Origin of the sequence: Flavobacterium sp. SOK18b (assembly GCF_014156605.1) — a bacterium.
Lineage (GTDB): Bacteria > Bacteroidota > Bacteroidia > Flavobacteriales > Flavobacteriaceae > Flavobacterium > Flavobacterium tiangeerense.
This window is the reverse complement of the sequence record NZ_QKNZ01000066.1, coordinates 1-16,543: the sequence shown is the minus strand read 5'-3', so window position 1 is coordinate 16,543 and position 16,543 is coordinate 1. Positions and strand designations below refer to the sequence as shown.

Genomic DNA, 16,543 nt, shown 5'->3' with positions numbered 1-16,543 from the left:
TTGAAAAACTGCTTCATCTCTGGAGCAGTTTTTTTATACAAAAACGGCTGTCTTTTTAAGGACAGCCGTTTTTCACTAATTCAACGCAATATTAATTTTTCAATAGTTTCAATACCTTCATGACATTATTCTCATCGAATGTTTTTACAATATAAAGTCCTTGATTCAAATCACTAACTAAAAATTGAGATCCTGCTGTTTTAGTAGCATCAAAACTTTTAACCAATTGTCCCGTGATAGAAAAAATTTGAACTTTAGAAATAGTTCCATTCAATGTAAAATAATCAGATGCTGGGTTTGGATACAAAACAATCGTTGGTGATTTTTCATAATCGGCAATTGCCAAAGAAGCTGTTTTATTTCCGTATATTTTAAACTCACCTGGCTGTAAAGATATTGGTTGTGATGTACTTGAAATTACAATTTCACTGTTATCCATCAAATTATACCATGTACCTGTGTAAGCAAAACCAGATGGAACTGTTTGAGCGGTTACATTAAAATTAGCAAGAATCAAAACATCTTTTAATTGGCTTGAAGCCAAAGCACTGTTTGTAATTTTGATATTTGGGTATAACGAACTCGTGTTTGCAATGCTTGCGGTACCAGAAAAAACCGGTTCGATTGTTTTCATGGTGATCATTTTGGCCCAATCATCGTAAATTTTACTTCTATTGGTATCTCCAAGCCAATTACCCGTCCATTGCGGTTGTGGTTTTGTATCCAATTTACAATCGCCAGAAGTACCATCAGACGATGTATTTACCGTTCCATTGTTACAAGAAAATATAGATTTGTCCCAACCTAACTCCCCAAATTGCCAAATCATTTTTGGTCCAGGAACCAATAATGAAACGGCTCCTAAAGCAGACATTCTAGATAATGCAATATTCAAGTTTTTAACATCATGATTGGCCTCAGAACTGTTACCGGTCTGTAAGTTATTGTACATCAAACGTTCTTCATCATGACTTTCAGCATAACCCATTAATCGATGCGCTGTAAACCCTCTACTGGAAGCGTTCATTCCTGATATGTTTCCTGCAAATCCTTTTGTAAGATTGTTGTATTGACCCGTCAAAATTCCCCACATCATAACTCCCTTGCTAGGTGTTTCATTCAATCTGTAATTTGCCCATTGCTGTTCTTCATCATTACCTCCTAAATGTTCAAAAATAACATAGTGATTCGGGTCTAAACTCCAAGAATAACTGGCATATTTTTGCAATACCTCTACTCTATCTTGCTGTCTATTTCCAGTGCAATTTTCCTGACCACCGGCCACATTAGCTGGACAATTTTGGGTAAACCCTTTGGTTAAATCCCATCTAAATCCATCAATTTTATATTCTTCAACCCATTGTTTAATGACACGTTGTACATAGTTCTGCGTTCTAGGTTGCTGGTGGTTAAAATCTTCACCCACACTGTAACTGTGCATGGCTGTTGTATTAAAATAAGGATTCTCAGTAGATGGTGAACCCCAGCCATCACCGTCAGGATCATTCATCCACATACGAACCATAGGATTACGACCAAAAGCATGATTTAACGCCACATCAAGAATCACGGCTATCCCGTTTTGATGGCACAAATCAATAAATTCTTTTAGTTTATCTGATGTACCATAAAACTTGTCTAATGCCATGTGAAATGAGGTGTTGTATCCCCAACTTTCGTTGCCTTCATATTCCATCACTGGCATTAACTCAATTGCATTGATTTTCAAATTTTTGAAATAATCAATCTTATTAATTAAGTCCTGATAGCTTCTATTAGCATCAAAGTCACGCACTAATAATTCGTAAACAACTAGTTGTTCTTTTTCTGGCTTCACAAAGTTGGTAGTAGCACTGCTCCAGTTATAAGGAGCTTTACCCGTTTGCAAAACAGTAACCTCACGTTCTTGCCCTACTGGATATACAGGCATGTTTGGATACTTTGCTGCTGAGATTCCACCATCATCAAAAGGAGATAATACAAGCGTCGAATACGGATCTGCAGTTTTTACTAAAGAAGGTGTACCTGCAATTGGAGTAGCATCAACAACCCAGTATTGATAGGTGTAATTTACTCCTGATGTTAAGCCTGTTAATTCTAACCAAAACTTCCCCGAGGTCGGGTCCTTTTTCATAGCGTAAACGTCTGTAGGTTGCCAATTATTAAAACTTCCTGCAACGTAAACAAAATCTTTAAATGGCGCATCAAGTACAAGTGTTGCTTTTGAGGCATCCGCATTATTATAGTTTATACCATCTAACAACCCCATTGGTATGGCTTGGCTAGCAGCATTTGGGTTTACAATAGCGCTGAATTTTTTACTAATTGTTGTTGCTCCTTGTGTTACTTGAAGTTCGTAATTTTGATTACTAGTGATTCCTATTTGATTAAAATTGTAGTTAGCAGTAGCAGGGTTTGTGTTTACTGTTACTCCGTTTGCTTTTAATACATAACTCGCACTACCACCCGAATTTAAAGCTGAAATATTCAAACTTCCGCCACTAGAAATGATAGTTGCGCTGTTTTCTGAAGGAGCAGTCAATGTTACTTGAAATGAACCTACTTCATTGATTATATCTTGCGATTTTTTATCTCCCGTACCGTCTTTAGCTTTTACTAAAAAACCAATTCTTCCGATTCCGTTTCTACTGTAAAAAGTGTTTGGAGTAAATGTTTTTGTGTAGGTATCTGAGCCCGAATCATACGTAAATCGGTTCGCTTCATTAGATGCTGTCCATGCACCATTAGTAGGACAATCAACAATATTTGCATCATTGATGTCAAAAGACCATGCCCAAATATATAGTGCATTTCCAGTTACTCCCCAAGCAGACTCATTTACACTACTCCCATTGATGGTAATGGTTATAGAATTAGTTTCTTCAAAAGTAGGAGGACTGATGCTATAGCTAACTGTTTGTTGTTGAGCTGAAGCGACAATTGAAAAGAAAAACAATACAAAAAGTACAATTTTTTTCATGGTTTAAAGAGTTAGATTTAGTGAAATAAAAAAAGGGCTATCTGTATGACAGCCCTTTTTTATCAAAAAAAAAATTTAATTTAAAGTGATCGTCTTAGCAACGCCATCAACCTTCAAGACTCTTACTCTTGTTGTACCTGTATATTTAAAATTACTATCACCATCATTTGCATTAACTAATTCAGGAGTAATAGTATATCCAGCATTAGCATAAAACGGATAGTTTCTACTTGAATCCCAATTTCCGTTGCTTGTAAAGTTGTTTCCTAAAAAGATACGAAACGCTTCACCATTTTTTAATACTACGGATACTTGGTACACATTAGTTTGACCCGGTACAAGAGGAAACTCAGTTTCTGCATCGTTATCCCATGTCCATCCACCTGGAGTGGCAGCACCAACTAACCAGTGTGAAGATGCTAGTGGTACTCGGTAAGGAGTAACTTTAATAGTAAATGAATTAGAAAATTGAGCAGCAGTTGCTGTAGCACCCACTGATGATTTGATACGAATATCAACTAAGTTTTCTTGCTTGTCTATAAAACCTCCATTAATTAAAGCTGCATTTAACTCAGCAACTGTAATACTTTTAAAACGACTTGTAGTTGTAGTTACTACTGTTGGAGTAGCAAATTTAGTACCTGCTTTTGCAATTTCAATACTGTAGTTTACAACAGTTGAAGTTCCAGCATAAGCTGCATCATCCCATACCATTGTAGTAGCAATATCTTTTTCGGTAGCTTTAGAAAGAACAATATTAAAATCTCCTTTTGGTGTCAATAATACAGGTGCAGTAGTTGCTGCTACAGCCTCTCTATCCGTATTTTGAATGTCATCGGTACATGAAATGGCTACTATACTTAACATAGCCAATACTATTTTATTAAAATTTTTCATTTTTTATGTTTTTTGAATTAAATATTATTTAGTAACCCGTGTTTTGAGTTAAGTTTGGATTTGCAGTAATAGAAGCGCTAGGAAGTGGAAACACATTCAACTCAGAAGGAATAGAAGTTCCATTTGCAATATTACCTTTCCAAGCCCAATTGTAAGATCCACCACCATATTTGTTAAAACGAATCAAATCTTGTCGTCTGTGTCCTTCCCAATGTAATTCACGTGATCTTTCGTCAATCATAAAATCAAGATTTACTTGTGATTGCGTAACATTTGCAATTGTTGCTCCACCATTTGCACGTTGTCTTAAAGCATTAATATAAGTTAATGACTGAGCAGTTGCAGTTGTAGCATTATTAGTGTTTGTAGCACCATCTTTTCTCATTTGAGCTTCGGCATACATTAAGTAAGCATCAGCCAATCTAAAAAGTGGAAAATCAGTATCTACAAAAGTAGAGTTAACACCAGCAACACCTGTTGTTGTTTTATTAGAATATTTGCGTAAAATGTAACCTTGTCCAGCATTGGTCAAATCGGCAATATCAATAGGTCTAGAACCTGCAGAATACGTTTTTCTCTCATCATTATTAAATTGAGAACCATCAAACTTTTCAACAAATTGCTTTCTAAGTCTAAGGGCACCACCCCAACCACCTACAGCAAACTCAGCACCATTAGACTCAACCGAACCAACTTGACCGTTAATCATAACAGTTGTTGCACCATAATTTTGAGTTTTTACTCCGTCTGATTGTAATGTAAAAATCATTTCAGATGAAGTGTGGTTATTTGCCTTAAAGTTGTCAAGGTATTTTGTAGTTAAGGTATATCCACCAGCAATTACCTCTTGACATTTTGCCATACACTCAGCATACTTTGGAGTACCAATGTAAACTTGGGCATTCAAATACATCTTAGCCAAAATCATTTGAGCCATAGCTTTGTCTAATCTTCCGTACTCATTTGTTTTAGCCGCTTTCAAATTAGGAATAACCTCATTCAATTCTTTTTCAATAAAAGTAAAAAGCTGCTGTCTGTCATATTGAGGTCCTTTAAAATTTAAAGGATCATTTTCAGTAATAAACGGTGCTTTTCCAAACAAGTCCATCATGTTATAGTATGCAAATGCTCTTAATACACGCACTTCATTTCTATATACATTAATTTCAGTAACATCAGCAGGATTAGTAATTCCTCTTGAACTAAGCAAAGCTGGAGTAGATTGTCTCAAGAAATCATTAGCAAGAGCAACCTCAGCCATCGTTCTACTGAACATTCCTAACAAAATAGGATTAGCAGAAGTCCAAGTATTACGCTGAAGCTCAGCAGTTCCTTCGTCATTTTCATAAGTCCACACTACCTCATCAGTAGTTAAATTTTGCAAATACCACATACAACGTCCAAACTGACTTGTACCAGCATCAATACCTTGTAAGAAAGACGAACCAGCATCACCAGTTCCTGTTAAGCTTAAATTACCGTAAACACCACCTAGTGCTTGCTTGTACCCTTGAGGCGTAGCAAATAACTCCCCAGGAGTAAGTACACGGGCATCCTCGGCTACTACATCTAAATCACTGGTACACGATTGTAACGTCGCGAAAGCGAATAGTACGTAAATAAAATTTATTTTTTTCATGATTTAATTATTAAAATTTAACATTAACCCCACCTAAAATAGAACGCTGTCTAGGGTAAATTGTATTATCAACACCATTATTAGCAACCTCTGGATCCAATCCTGAATAATCAGAAATTACAAAAACGTTTTGCATTCCAGCAAACAAACGTAGTGATGCTTTCCCTTCTAACCATTTTGGGAAAGTGTACCCTAATGTGATGTTATCCATTCTTAAAAACGATGCGTTTTCTACAAACAAATCAGACAAAACAACATTTGATGTTGTTGTAAAATTAGTATCAAGAACTGATGTAGGTATGTTACCTACTGTAGCACCACTTACTAATTGATCATATTGAGCTCTTCCAGCATTTACAGCGTTAAAGACTCTATTTCCTACACTTGCTCTCAAGTTGAAAGAAAAATCAAGGTTTTTGTAATTTAATGTTGAAGCAAAACCAAAAGTTGCTTTTGGATCTGGATTTCTATATACATATTTATCACTTGAGTTAATTACACCATCATTATTGATGTCAGCGTATCCATTCTCAATTGGTTTTCCTGCAGTGTCAAATAATTGTTTGTATAACAAGAAAGAGTTTGGTGCAAAACCTACTTGGTGAACTTGTCCTTGTGTTCCTGTTCCTGCAATGTTTCCTCCAACTCTAATAAACTCTGAACTTAGTTTTGTAATCTCTCTTTGAAAAGTAGTTGCATTAAAGTTTAAATTCCAGTTTACAGCTTCTGTTTTTATAACATCACCGCTTAAAGACAATTCAGCTCCCTTTGTAGTAAAGCTTCCAATATTCTGCCAAGATCTGTTTGAAAAATTACTACCATCAGCAGTAGCAACATCAGCTAATAAATCTTTAGAATCTTTATAAAAAACCTCTACACTACCTGTGATTCTATTTCCATACAATCCAAAATCTAAACCTGCATTGTAAGTTGTTGTTTCTTCCCATTTAAGATTAGCACTTTGTCTTGCAGAAACCGCAATAGGCAAAGCAACAGTTCCAAAATAGTATTGAGAGCTTCCGCTTCCTAGATTATATTGTTGTAGGTAATCATTATTATTACCTATTTCTTGTTGACCAGTAATACCGTACCCTACTCTAAGTTTCAAGTCAGATACCGTTGTGTTATTTGACAATAAATCTTCTTTAATTTTCCAAGCAAATGCAGCAGCTGGGAAATTAGCCCATCTGTTGTCTTTGTCAAAACGTGACGATCCATCTCTTCTATAAGACAAAGTTACTAAATATTTGTCTTTGAAATTCAAGTTTGATCTCCCAAAGAAACCAACATTTACTCTATCAAAATCAATGGTCGTTTGCGGAAAACCTGTCAATCCAGTTGGTAAATTTGGATCGTTTGTATTTCCTGTAACATAATTAAAGGAATCCCATTTTTGATACGAGTAACCTGCAGTAACATCATACACTAAATCTTTGTATGTATTGTTGTAAACTAAATACGCATCCAGTAATTTGTTTTTTCTTTCGCTTCTTGAAAATTCCTTAGTTCCATAAGGAATATCATTATTTGATCCGCTGCTTGCAGCAAATAAAGATGCAACTTTTGATCTCTCACCGTCAGCTTGATCGTAACCTGCATTTACTACAGCTCGTAAAGCTGGCATGAAATGAAATTTATAATCTACCTCAAAGTTACCAAAAACTCTATTATTAGACCCTTTATCAAATGTTTGTAACAATTGAGCAACAGGATTTCTTGGCGTTTGAGGAAATAATTTATTGTCAATACGGTTGTAATATTCAAAGAAACCACCATAAATAGACCCTGCGCTGTAAATAGGTTGTGTAGGATCAAAACGAAGAGCAGAACCTTCTACATTATCTGCAAATCTATTTTTCTCATTAGAGTAATTTGCATTCAATTTTATTCTTAAATGATCTTTCAAGAAGGAAGGGTTTAATGCTAAACCTACTGTATTTCTATTGAACGTATTCGTTAATCGTAATCCTTCTTGGTACGTATTACCTACAGTTAATCGAGTAGGTATTGCGTTGAACAAGTTTCCTCTTATAGAAATGTTATTATCAACATAATCAGTTTTTCTATAAATTGCTTTTTGCCAATCTGTGTTTGCAGTACCTAGTTTAGATAAATCACTCGGACGCTTATCTGCAATTAATGCTCTAAATTGGTCTGCATTAAATACTGGAATCGTTTTATCAAGTGATCCACTTCCGTATTGAAAATTATAATCAACAGCTAAGTTTTTACTTCCTTTTTTAGTAGTAATGATAATCACACCATTAGAAGCTCTTGACCCGTAAATAGCAGTAGCCGAAGCATCTTTTAATACAGTCATAGACTCAATAGTACTTGGATTGATTGAAGCTAAAATAGAAGTTGAACCAAAGTTTTTATCTGAATTATTCTCTATAGGTAATCCATCAATAACAATTAAAGGATCATTACTTGCAAATAAAGATGATCCACCACGAATTCTAATTTGAGAACCAGAACCTGGCGCACCACTAGTATTCACAGTAACACCAGCTACTCTACCGTTTAATAAATTCTCAGCAGTTACGTTTGCTCCTTTGTTAAAGTCTTTTGTACCTAATACAGTTACAGCCCCAGTAGCATCTTTTTTCTTAACGGTACCATAACCTACTTGCACTACAACCTCTTTTAATTGGTTTGCATCTTCTTGCAAGCTCACATTAACTGTTTTTTGACTTAGGAATTCTACAACAGCCGTTGTATATCCTATAAAAGAATAAACAATCTTATCGCCTGTTTTTACATTATTTATTTGGTATTTCCCTTCGTAATCCGTAGACACTCCATTTTTAATACCTTGAACGTTGACATTTACTCCAGGAATAGGTTGACCTGTGGTTTTATCAACAACAGTTCCACCTACTGTACTCTGAGCCAGAATACTAAATGGGAGTAGCAGTACTAAAATCAACAACTTTTTATAAATTGTTTTCATACTTTTTGTTTATTTTAATTTAATTTTGTTTTGGTTGCGTTATAGCTTTAACAATTACTTCGAATGTTAAATTTATGTAAAATTTAATACACACAACAAGGTAAAAAAAATATCAGGTTACGAAAACGTAATAGTGTTGAAAACTTTCTGTTTTATTGAAAATTTTGAGAGTATAATTACCATATTAAAAATTTAATTTTATCTTTATTGAGAATTAAATTATACCAAATGCTATCATGAAAAGGAAAATAACGCTTAAACAAATTGCAAAAGAATTAGACGTTTCCATTTCTACCGTTTCCAAGTCCTTAAGAAATAGTCTTGAAATAGGCGAAGAGACAAGACTTAAAGTTCAGGCTTTCGCCAAATTTTATAATTACAAGCCCAACAACATTGCGCTAAGTTTAAAAAACCGAAAAACTAAAGCAATAGGCATCATAATCCCAGAGATAGTGCATCATTTTTTCTCCACTGTAATCAATGGTGTTGAACAAGTTGCAAATGAGCATGGGTACAGCGTAATCATTTGTCTTTCTGATGATTCTTTTGACAAAGAAGTATTAAACATGGAAATGCTAGCAAACGGTAGCATTGATGGTTTTATCATATCGTTATCAAAAGAAACCCAATTTAAAGCAGATTTTCATCACATTACTGAGGTCATCAATCAAGGAATGCCGGTTGTAATGTTTGACAGAGTTACCAATGATGTTTTATGTGATAAAGTAATTATTGATGATCAAGCAGCAGCTTATGAAGCCGTACAAAGCTTAATTGATAAAGGTCGAAAAAAAATAGCCCTAGTAACTACTGTAGACTACGTTAGTGTGGGCAAGTTACGAACTGATGGTTATACAAAAGCGCTATTGGATAACGGAATTCCATTTAATGAAAATCTAATCCTTAAAATTGAAGACGTAAACACCTGTGAAATCACCATTAGTAAACTCTTAGAAGACAAGGCTATTGATGCGGTATTTGCTGTAAACGAACTATTTGCCGTAACAATAATCAAAACTGCTAATAAAATAGGTTTGAATGTCCCTAAAGATCTAGCAGTAATTGCTTTTACAGATGGTATCATTTCTAAATATTCTACTCCTACTATTACCACTGTAAGTCAAAGTGGGGTAAAAATGGGAAATAAAGCTGCTAAAATGCTTATTGACCGACTTGAAGCCAAAGATGAAGAGGATGAAAATTACAAAACCGAAATTATAGAAACACACTTAATCGAAAGAGAGTCTACTTTATAAAATAATCCTTTTTTAGGCGCAGTTTTCAGCTGCAGTTTTTAGTCCCTTTTTGTAAACTGCAGCTGAAAACTGAATTGATTTTTTAAAAATTCTTGTATTATATTCATTACTACAACCTTGTAGTTAAAAAAGATTGCTGATATTTCTATTTGCAAAACAATTGTTCCAAATATCTTTTTATATTTACCCCTCAAAGCTTTAACTTTTACTTCGAAAAAAAAGATAAGTTTTGATAAGCAAAGCGCTTATCGTATCACAATTAAATTACGATAATGGAAAAGCGTAGATTAAGTTTCTGGGAAATTTGGAACATGAGTTTCGGTTTCTTAGGAATTCAAATGGGTTTTGCACTGCAAAATGCTAACGCCAGCAGAATTCTCCAAATTTTTGGCGCTGACGTTCATGAACTATCCTGGTTTTGGATTATTGCCCCACTAATGGGACTTATTGTACAGCCCATCATAGGCCATTACAGTGATAAAACGTGGGGAAAATTCGGAAGACGAAAACCTTTCTTTTTAGTGGGTGCCTTGTTAGCTTCTATTGGTCTCATATTAATGCCTCAAGCCGAAATCTTTATTTCGTTTTTGCCTGCACTTTGGGTGGGAGCAGGAATGTTAATGATTATGGATGCTTCGTTTAACATTGCCATGGAACCTTTTCGTGCCTTGGTGGGCGATAATTTACGTACTGACCAACGTACACTAGGATTTAGCGTGCAAACAGCCTTAATTGGGTTTGGTGCTGTAATCGGATCTTGGTTACCTTACGTATTAACCAATTGGTTTGGCGTTTCTAACCGTGAAGAAAATGGCGGAGTACCAATGCACTTAATCTTATCATTCATCATTGGAGCTGCTATTCTTGTGGGTTCTATTTTGGTTTCCATCTTTACAACTAAAGAATATTCACCTGAGGAATTAGCACAATTTGAAGACGAAATGGCACATCAGCAAACTAAGGTAGTTGATGCAAATCCAAAAGAATCCAGTTTACTTGACATTTTTGATGATTTTAGAAAAATGCCTACCACCATGCGACAATTAAGCTGGGTGCAATTTTTCTCGTGGTTTGGTTTATTTGGAATGTGGGTTTTTACCACGCCAGCTATAGCCCATCATATTTATGGCTTACCCATTTCAGACAGCAAGAGTGAAGCATATCAAAACGCAGGAGACTGGGTAGGAGTTCTTTTTGGTATTTACAATTTAGTATCTGCTTTTTATGCTTTTGCTTTGCCTTACATCGCAAAAAAAATAGGTCGAAAATTAACACATGCCATCTCCTTAATTATTGGAGGACTTGGACTTATTTCCATCTATTTTGTTCCCGATGAAAACTGGTTAATTCTTTCCATGATTGGTGTGGGGATAGCTTGGGCAAGTATTTTATCTATGCCGTACGCCATATTAGCGGGATCAATTTCTCCAATGAAAATGGGCGTTTACATGGGGATTTTCAACTTCTTTATTGTTATACCCCAAATTATCAATGCCTTAATTGGCGGACCATTAGTTAAATATGCATACAATGACAATGCCATATTTGCATTAGTTACCAGCGGTGTCAGCTTCTTGATTGCTGCAATATTAGTAGTAAAAGTGAAAGATGTTGATGATGTAATAAAATAATAGTAATGACTAAAAAAGCATTTATATTCGACCTTGACGGAGTGATTGTTGACACGGCTAAATACCATTTTTTAGCATGGCAAAAAATTGCAAATGAATTAAATATCGAATTTACACTCGAACACAATGAATTATTAAAAGGAGTAAGCCGTGTGCGCTCCCTTGATATCATATTAGAATTAGGAAAAGTAACCGCTTCGCAAGAAGATAAAGACCGATGGTTAGTTCAAAAAAATGAAGATTATTTATCCTATATAGTTGACATGGATGAAAGCGAAATTCTTCCAGGAATTTTCCCAATACTTCAATTTTTAAAAGAAAAAAAACAACCTATAGCATTAGGTTCAGCAAGTAAAAACGCTAGACCCATTCTAGAAAAAACAGGTTTGTTATCGTATTTTGATGCAGTTGTAGATGGAAATGATGTGACCAATGCCAAACCAGATCCGGAAGTTTTCTTGATGGCTGCAAAATTACTAAACATCTCTCCAGAAAATTCCATCGTGTTTGAAGATTCAGTAGCAGGAGTTCAAGCGGCCAATATTGGGAATATGACCAGCATCGGAATTGGAGAAGCATCTACGTTGCATGAGGCAAAATATATCTTTAAGGATTTTACCGAAATTGATACCGCATTCATTGCAACATTGATACAATAAAACGAAATATATTTTAAAGTTTTCGAGACTACTTGAAACCTTACCCGAGGTGATGCCAAATTGTATGGAGCGCAGCGGAATAAAACTTTAAACAAAAAATAAAATGAATCAAGATTATATAAAACCAGACAATTGGTCCATCATAGAAGAAGGTTTTGACGCTGAACGTGTAAAATCATCCGAAAGTTTGTTTAGTATTGGCAACGGAGCTATGGGACAACGCGCTAATTTTGAAGAAAATTATAGCGGAGAAACCTTTCAAGGCAGCTACATTGCTGGAATTTATTATCCAGATAAAACAAAAGTAGGCTGGTGGAAAAACGGATATCCAGAATATTTTGCAAAGGTTTTAAATGCACCAAACTGGATTGGGATTGACATTGAAATCAACGGTGAAAAATTCGATTTGAATACCTGTACCGATGTCAAAAACTTTCGTCGAGAATTGAACATGAAAGAAGGATGGTATCATCGTTCTTTTGAAGCTACCTTAAAAAATGGAACTGAAATTTCGGTAAATATTCGTCGTTTTCTTTCTATCGTTTTGGATGAAGTTGGTGTTATCAATTATGAAATTACACCTTTGAATAAGGATTCTAAAATTGTATTCAAACCTTATATTGATGCTGGTGTAACAAATGAAGATGCAAACTGGGAAGAAAAATTCTGGGAAACGGTTGATGTAAAAAAATCAGGAAATGAAGCTTTTGTAACAGCTCAAACCTTCAAAACCCATTTCAAGGCAACCACGTTCATGCACAACAGCATTTTAGCTAATGGTGAAAAAACAGGAATTTCACCATCAAATATTGATGCTACTACAGATAAAATCCAATTTAGCTACGATGTAATTGTGGCTCAAGGCCAAAAATCATCGATCCAAAAAATTGGAGGTTATACCGTTTCTTTAAATCATGAAAACACTATCACTGCTGCCGAAAAAGTAATACAAGCTGCCTTAACTTTGGGCTACGAGCAGTTAATACAAGACCAGATTGACGCTTGGGCAAAAATTTGGGAAATGTCAGATATTACTATTGATGGCGATGTCAAAGCACAACAAGGAATTCGTTTCAATATTTTTCAATTGAACCAAACCTATCTTGGTAAAGATTCTCGTTTGAATATTGGACCAAAAGGTTTCACTGGCGAAAAATATGGTGGTTCTACCTATTGGGATACCGAAGCATACTGTATTCCGTTTTACATGGCGACTAAGGATCAAGAAGTAGCGCGCAACTTGTTGACGTACCGCTACAATCAATTAGACAAAGCCATTGAAAATGCAACTAAATTAGGATTTACTAATGGTGCAGCTTTATACCCAATGGTTACTATGAACGGTGAAGAATGTCATAACGAATGGGAAATCACTTTTGAAGAAATTCATAGAAATGGAGCCATAGCATTTGCTATTTACAACTTTTACAGATATACTGGTGATTACAGCTACATTCCTGAAAAAGGTCTTGAAGTCCTTATTGGTATTGCTCGTTTTTGGCATCAAAGAGCGAATTTTTCAGCAAATTTAAACCAATATGTAATACTTGGTGTAACGGGTCCAAACGAGTATGAGAACAACGTAAACAATAATTTCTATACCAATTATATTGCAAAATGGTGTTTGGATTATACCTACGAACAAATTCAGAAAGTATCCCTGGAATATCCATCAGATCACAAAAGAATTACTGAAAAAGTAAACATCACAGACGCAGAATTACAATCTTGGAAAAAAGTTTCGGACAATATGTACTTTCCGTTTTCGGAAGAACATAATGTATACTTACAGCAAGATGGTTTCCTAGAGAAAGATTTGGTTCGCGTAGCTGATTTGGATAAAAGCCAAAGACCTATCAATCAAAAATGGTCTTGGGATCGCATTTTACGTTCGCCATACATCAAGCAAGCCGATGTTTTACAGTGTTTTTATTTCTTTGAAGATCATTTTACGAAAGAAGAACTAAAAAATAATTTTGAATTTTACGAATCCTTTACGGTTCATGAAAGTTCACTTTCGCCTTGCGTACACTCTATTCAAGCGGCTTTGTTAGACAAAATGGATATGGCTTATACCTTCTATTTAAGAACATCACGCCTGGATCTTGATGATTACAATAAGGAAGTAGAAGAAGGTTGTCATATAACCTCAATGGCAGGAACTTGGATGAGTATCGTAGAAGGTTTTGGCGGAATGCGAGTTAAAGATAATACACTTCATTTTTCGCCAAAAATCCCAAAAGAATGGACAGCATATTCGTTTAAAATCAATTTCAGAAATCAAATTTTGACTGTGAATATCAATCACAAAGAAACTACTTTCTCTATTGTTGGCAATACAGAATTGACAATTGTAATAAACGGAGAGCAGGTTATGGTCTCTCCAGAAAACGCACTTGCAGTATAAAAAAATGTTAGAACTTGTAGTACAATCTATCATTTACAAAGTCCTTTACTAGGAAAAAACAATCCCAATTTCAATTGGGATTGTTTACATAATGTTGATTCTTAAGCATATTTAACAGCAGAATACACCTAGACATAGCATCAGCTATTCTAACCTCGCTTTTTAAAATTATATCATTGACCATGGACAAAATTATTTCTCTATCTTTAGCTAACCGGAATTTTTTTAAAAAGATAACCTTATTCCTTTTTTTTATGTCTGTAACGCTACACGCTCAAATTGACAAAATGGAACCACCGTTTTGGTATGCAGGAATGAAAAATACAGAATTGCAGATTCTGTTTTATGGCAAAGACATTTATCAATATCAAGTCTCGGTTTCCAATGGGATAAAAATAAGCTCCGTTCAAAAGACAGAAAATCCAAACTATCTTTTTGTAACCATTGACACCAAAAAAGTACCCGCCTCTAATTTTCTATTTACCTTTAAAAGTAAAAACAAAGAAACGTTTACACAGAAATATTCTTTGAAGCAAAGAAGAGAAAACTCAGCGCAACGCAAAAGTTTCGACTCATCGGATATGATGTATTTACTGATGCCAGACCGATTTGCGAATGGGAACGCAAATAACGACAGTGAAAATTCAACTCAAGAAAAGTACAATAGAGATTTACCTGGTGGAAGACACGGTGGCGATATTGAAGGAATTATTAAAAACCTAGATTACATTTCATCCTTAGGAGCAACAACCATTTGGAGCACGCCACTTTGCGAAGACAACGATGCTAAGCATTCCTACCATACTTACGGACAATCTGATGTCTATAAAATTGATCCACGTTATGGAACTAATGCTGATTATGCTAGATTGGCTTCTGAAATGCATAAAAGAGACATGAAACTGGTGATGGATTATGTCACCAACCATTGGGGAATTGAACACTGGATGATTAAAGATTTACCCACCAAAGATTGGATCAACCAATTTGAAAAATACACACAAACCAATCACAAACGCACAGTAATTCATGATATCAACGCAGCAGAAATTGATAAAAAAGTAGCTATTGACGGCTGGTTTGTACCATCGATGCCTGATTTGAATTTGAAGAATCCACTTACTTTAAATTACTTGATTCAAAATGCCATTTGGTGGATTGAATCAGCTGATTTAGATGGATTTCGAGTAGACACTTACAACTACTCCGATCCCGCAGGAATTGCAACTTGGACAAAATCTATCACCGATGAATACCCAAATTTTAATATCGTTGGCGAAGTTTGGATGCAAAGTCAGGCGCAAATGGCATATTGGCAAAAGGACAGTAAGATTGCAGCTATTCAAGATTACAACTCAAACCTGCCAAGTGTGATGGATTTTACACTTTACGAAGGCACAGCCAAAGCATTCAACGAGGACGATGCAGGATGGGACAAAGGCGTGATGAGGTTTTACGACAATTTCTCAAATGATTTTTTATATCCCAAACCAAACAATATTTTAATTTTTGCGGAGAATCACGACACCAATCGCATCAATGAAACTTTCGGAAAAGACATTAGGAAATACAAAATGGCAATGACGATTCTTGCAACTGTTCGCGGAATACCTCAATTGTATTACGGTAGCGAAATAGGTATGGCCGGAAATAAAGATAAAGGTGATGCTGATATTCGTCAAGATTTTCCAGGAGGTTGGAATGGCGATACCAACAATGCTTTTACAAATTCGGGACGAACTGCAGAACAAAAGCAATATTTCGATTTTACGTCTAAATTATTCAATTGGAGGAAAACACAAACAGCCATTCATACTGGAAAAATGACGCATTACATTCCAGAAAACAATGTGTACGTGTATTTTAGATACAACAATGATGAAACAGTAATGGTTCTAATGAACAACAGTACTGAAACTAAAACGATAAAAACCGATCGTTTTAAAGAGAACATCAAAAACTTTAAATCAGGAAAAGATGTGATTTCTGAACGTACTTTTGACGTTAACAATGAAATAAAAATCGAAGCTAAATCGGTTTTGATTTTAGAGTTGAAATAGTATAAACCATAAAAGTCATTTAAGAAATTTGAAAGTAACTAATATGACTTATATGTTTCAA

The 16,543-nt window shown here is 35.1% G+C and carries 9 protein-coding genes; 5 read left to right on the top strand and 4 right to left on the bottom strand.

Annotated features, from left to right (window positions below; translation table 11 throughout):
• Positions 1-91: 91 nt before the first annotated feature.
• The 4 genes from DNC80_RS10635 to DNC80_RS10620 all read right to left on the bottom strand — a co-directional run bounded on the left by DNC80_RS10635 (position 92) and on the right by DNC80_RS10620 (position 8,469).
• The gene (locus DNC80_RS10635) at positions 92-2,980 is read right to left on the bottom strand and encodes an alpha-amylase family glycosyl hydrolase (RefSeq protein ID WP_182651206.1); all 2,889 of its coding nucleotides are present in this window, start codon (positions 2,978-2,980) and stop codon (positions 92-94) included.
• A 75-nt stretch (positions 2,981-3,055) separates the two neighbouring features.
• On the bottom strand, positions 3,056-3,877 hold the full coding sequence (locus DNC80_RS10630; protein WP_182651205.1) for a SusE domain-containing protein: 822 nt from the start codon (positions 3,875-3,877) through the stop codon (positions 3,056-3,058).
• Between the two features lie 28 nt (positions 3,878-3,905).
• Complete coding sequence (locus DNC80_RS10625) at positions 3,906-5,516, bottom strand: RagB/SusD family nutrient uptake outer membrane protein (RefSeq protein ID WP_182651204.1); 1,611 nt, start codon at positions 5,514-5,516, stop codon at positions 3,906-3,908.
• 10 nt (positions 5,517-5,526) lie between these two features.
• Positions 5,527-8,469 carry a SusC/RagA family TonB-linked outer membrane protein gene (locus DNC80_RS10620; protein ID WP_182651203.1) on the bottom strand — a complete coding sequence of 981 codons (2,943 nt, stop codon included), beginning with the start codon at positions 8,467-8,469 and terminating at the stop codon, positions 5,527-5,529.
• A 236-nt stretch (positions 8,470-8,705) separates the two neighbouring features.
• On the opposite strand from DNC80_RS10620, the gene DNC80_RS10615 reads away from it, so the two are divergent.
• The 5 genes from DNC80_RS10615 to DNC80_RS10595 all read left to right on the top strand — a co-directional run bounded on the left by DNC80_RS10615 (position 8,706) and on the right by DNC80_RS10595 (position 16,482).
• Positions 8,706-9,725, top strand: coding sequence for a LacI family DNA-binding transcriptional regulator (locus DNC80_RS10615; protein ID WP_182651202.1), 1,020 nt, complete (start codon positions 8,706-8,708; stop codon positions 9,723-9,725).
• Between the two features lie 272 nt (positions 9,726-9,997).
• Positions 9,998-11,356 carry an MFS transporter gene (locus DNC80_RS10610; protein WP_182651201.1) on the top strand — a complete coding sequence of 453 codons (1,359 nt, stop codon included), beginning with the start codon at positions 9,998-10,000 and terminating at the stop codon, positions 11,354-11,356.
• A 5-nt stretch (positions 11,357-11,361) separates the two neighbouring features.
• A complete protein-coding gene (gene pgmB / locus DNC80_RS10605) occupies positions 11,362-12,015 on the top strand; it encodes a beta-phosphoglucomutase (protein WP_182651200.1) in 654 nt (217 codons plus the stop codon).
• 103 nt (positions 12,016-12,118) lie between these two features.
• Positions 12,119-14,422, top strand: coding sequence for a glycoside hydrolase family 65 protein (locus DNC80_RS10600; RefSeq protein ID WP_182651199.1), 2,304 nt, complete (start codon positions 12,119-12,121; stop codon positions 14,420-14,422).
• Between the two features lie 254 nt (positions 14,423-14,676).
• The gene (locus DNC80_RS10595; RefSeq protein WP_255493224.1) at positions 14,677-16,482 is read left to right on the top strand and encodes a glycoside hydrolase family 13 protein; all 1,806 of its coding nucleotides are present in this window, start codon (positions 14,677-14,679) and stop codon (positions 16,480-16,482) included.
• Positions 16,483-16,543 lie beyond the last annotated feature (61 nt).

Coding starts and splice junctions, on each gene's coding strand:
- DNC80_RS10635 (WP_182651206.1), bottom strand. CDS start 2,980: ATGAAAAAAATTGTACTTTTTGTATTGTTTTTCTTTTCAATTGTCGCT.
- DNC80_RS10630 (WP_182651205.1), bottom strand. CDS start 3,877: ATGAAAAATTTTAATAAAATAGTATTGGCTATGTTAAGTATAGTAGCC.
- DNC80_RS10625 (WP_182651204.1), bottom strand. CDS start 5,516: ATGAAAAAAATAAATTTTATTTACGTACTATTCGCTTTCGCGACGTTA.
- DNC80_RS10620 (WP_182651203.1), bottom strand. CDS start 8,469: ATGAAAACAATTTATAAAAAGTTGTTGATTTTAGTACTGCTACTCCCA.
- DNC80_RS10615 (WP_182651202.1), top strand. CDS start 8,706: ATGAAAAGGAAAATAACGCTTAAACAAATTGCAAAAGAATTAGACGTT.
- DNC80_RS10610 (WP_182651201.1), top strand. CDS start 9,998: ATGGAAAAGCGTAGATTAAGTTTCTGGGAAATTTGGAACATGAGTTTC.
- pgmB (WP_182651200.1), top strand. CDS start 11,362: ATGACTAAAAAAGCATTTATATTCGACCTTGACGGAGTGATTGTTGAC.
- DNC80_RS10600 (WP_182651199.1), top strand. CDS start 12,119: ATGAATCAAGATTATATAAAACCAGACAATTGGTCCATCATAGAAGAA.
- DNC80_RS10595 (WP_255493224.1), top strand. CDS start 14,677: ATGTCTGTAACGCTACACGCTCAAATTGACAAAATGGAACCACCGTTT.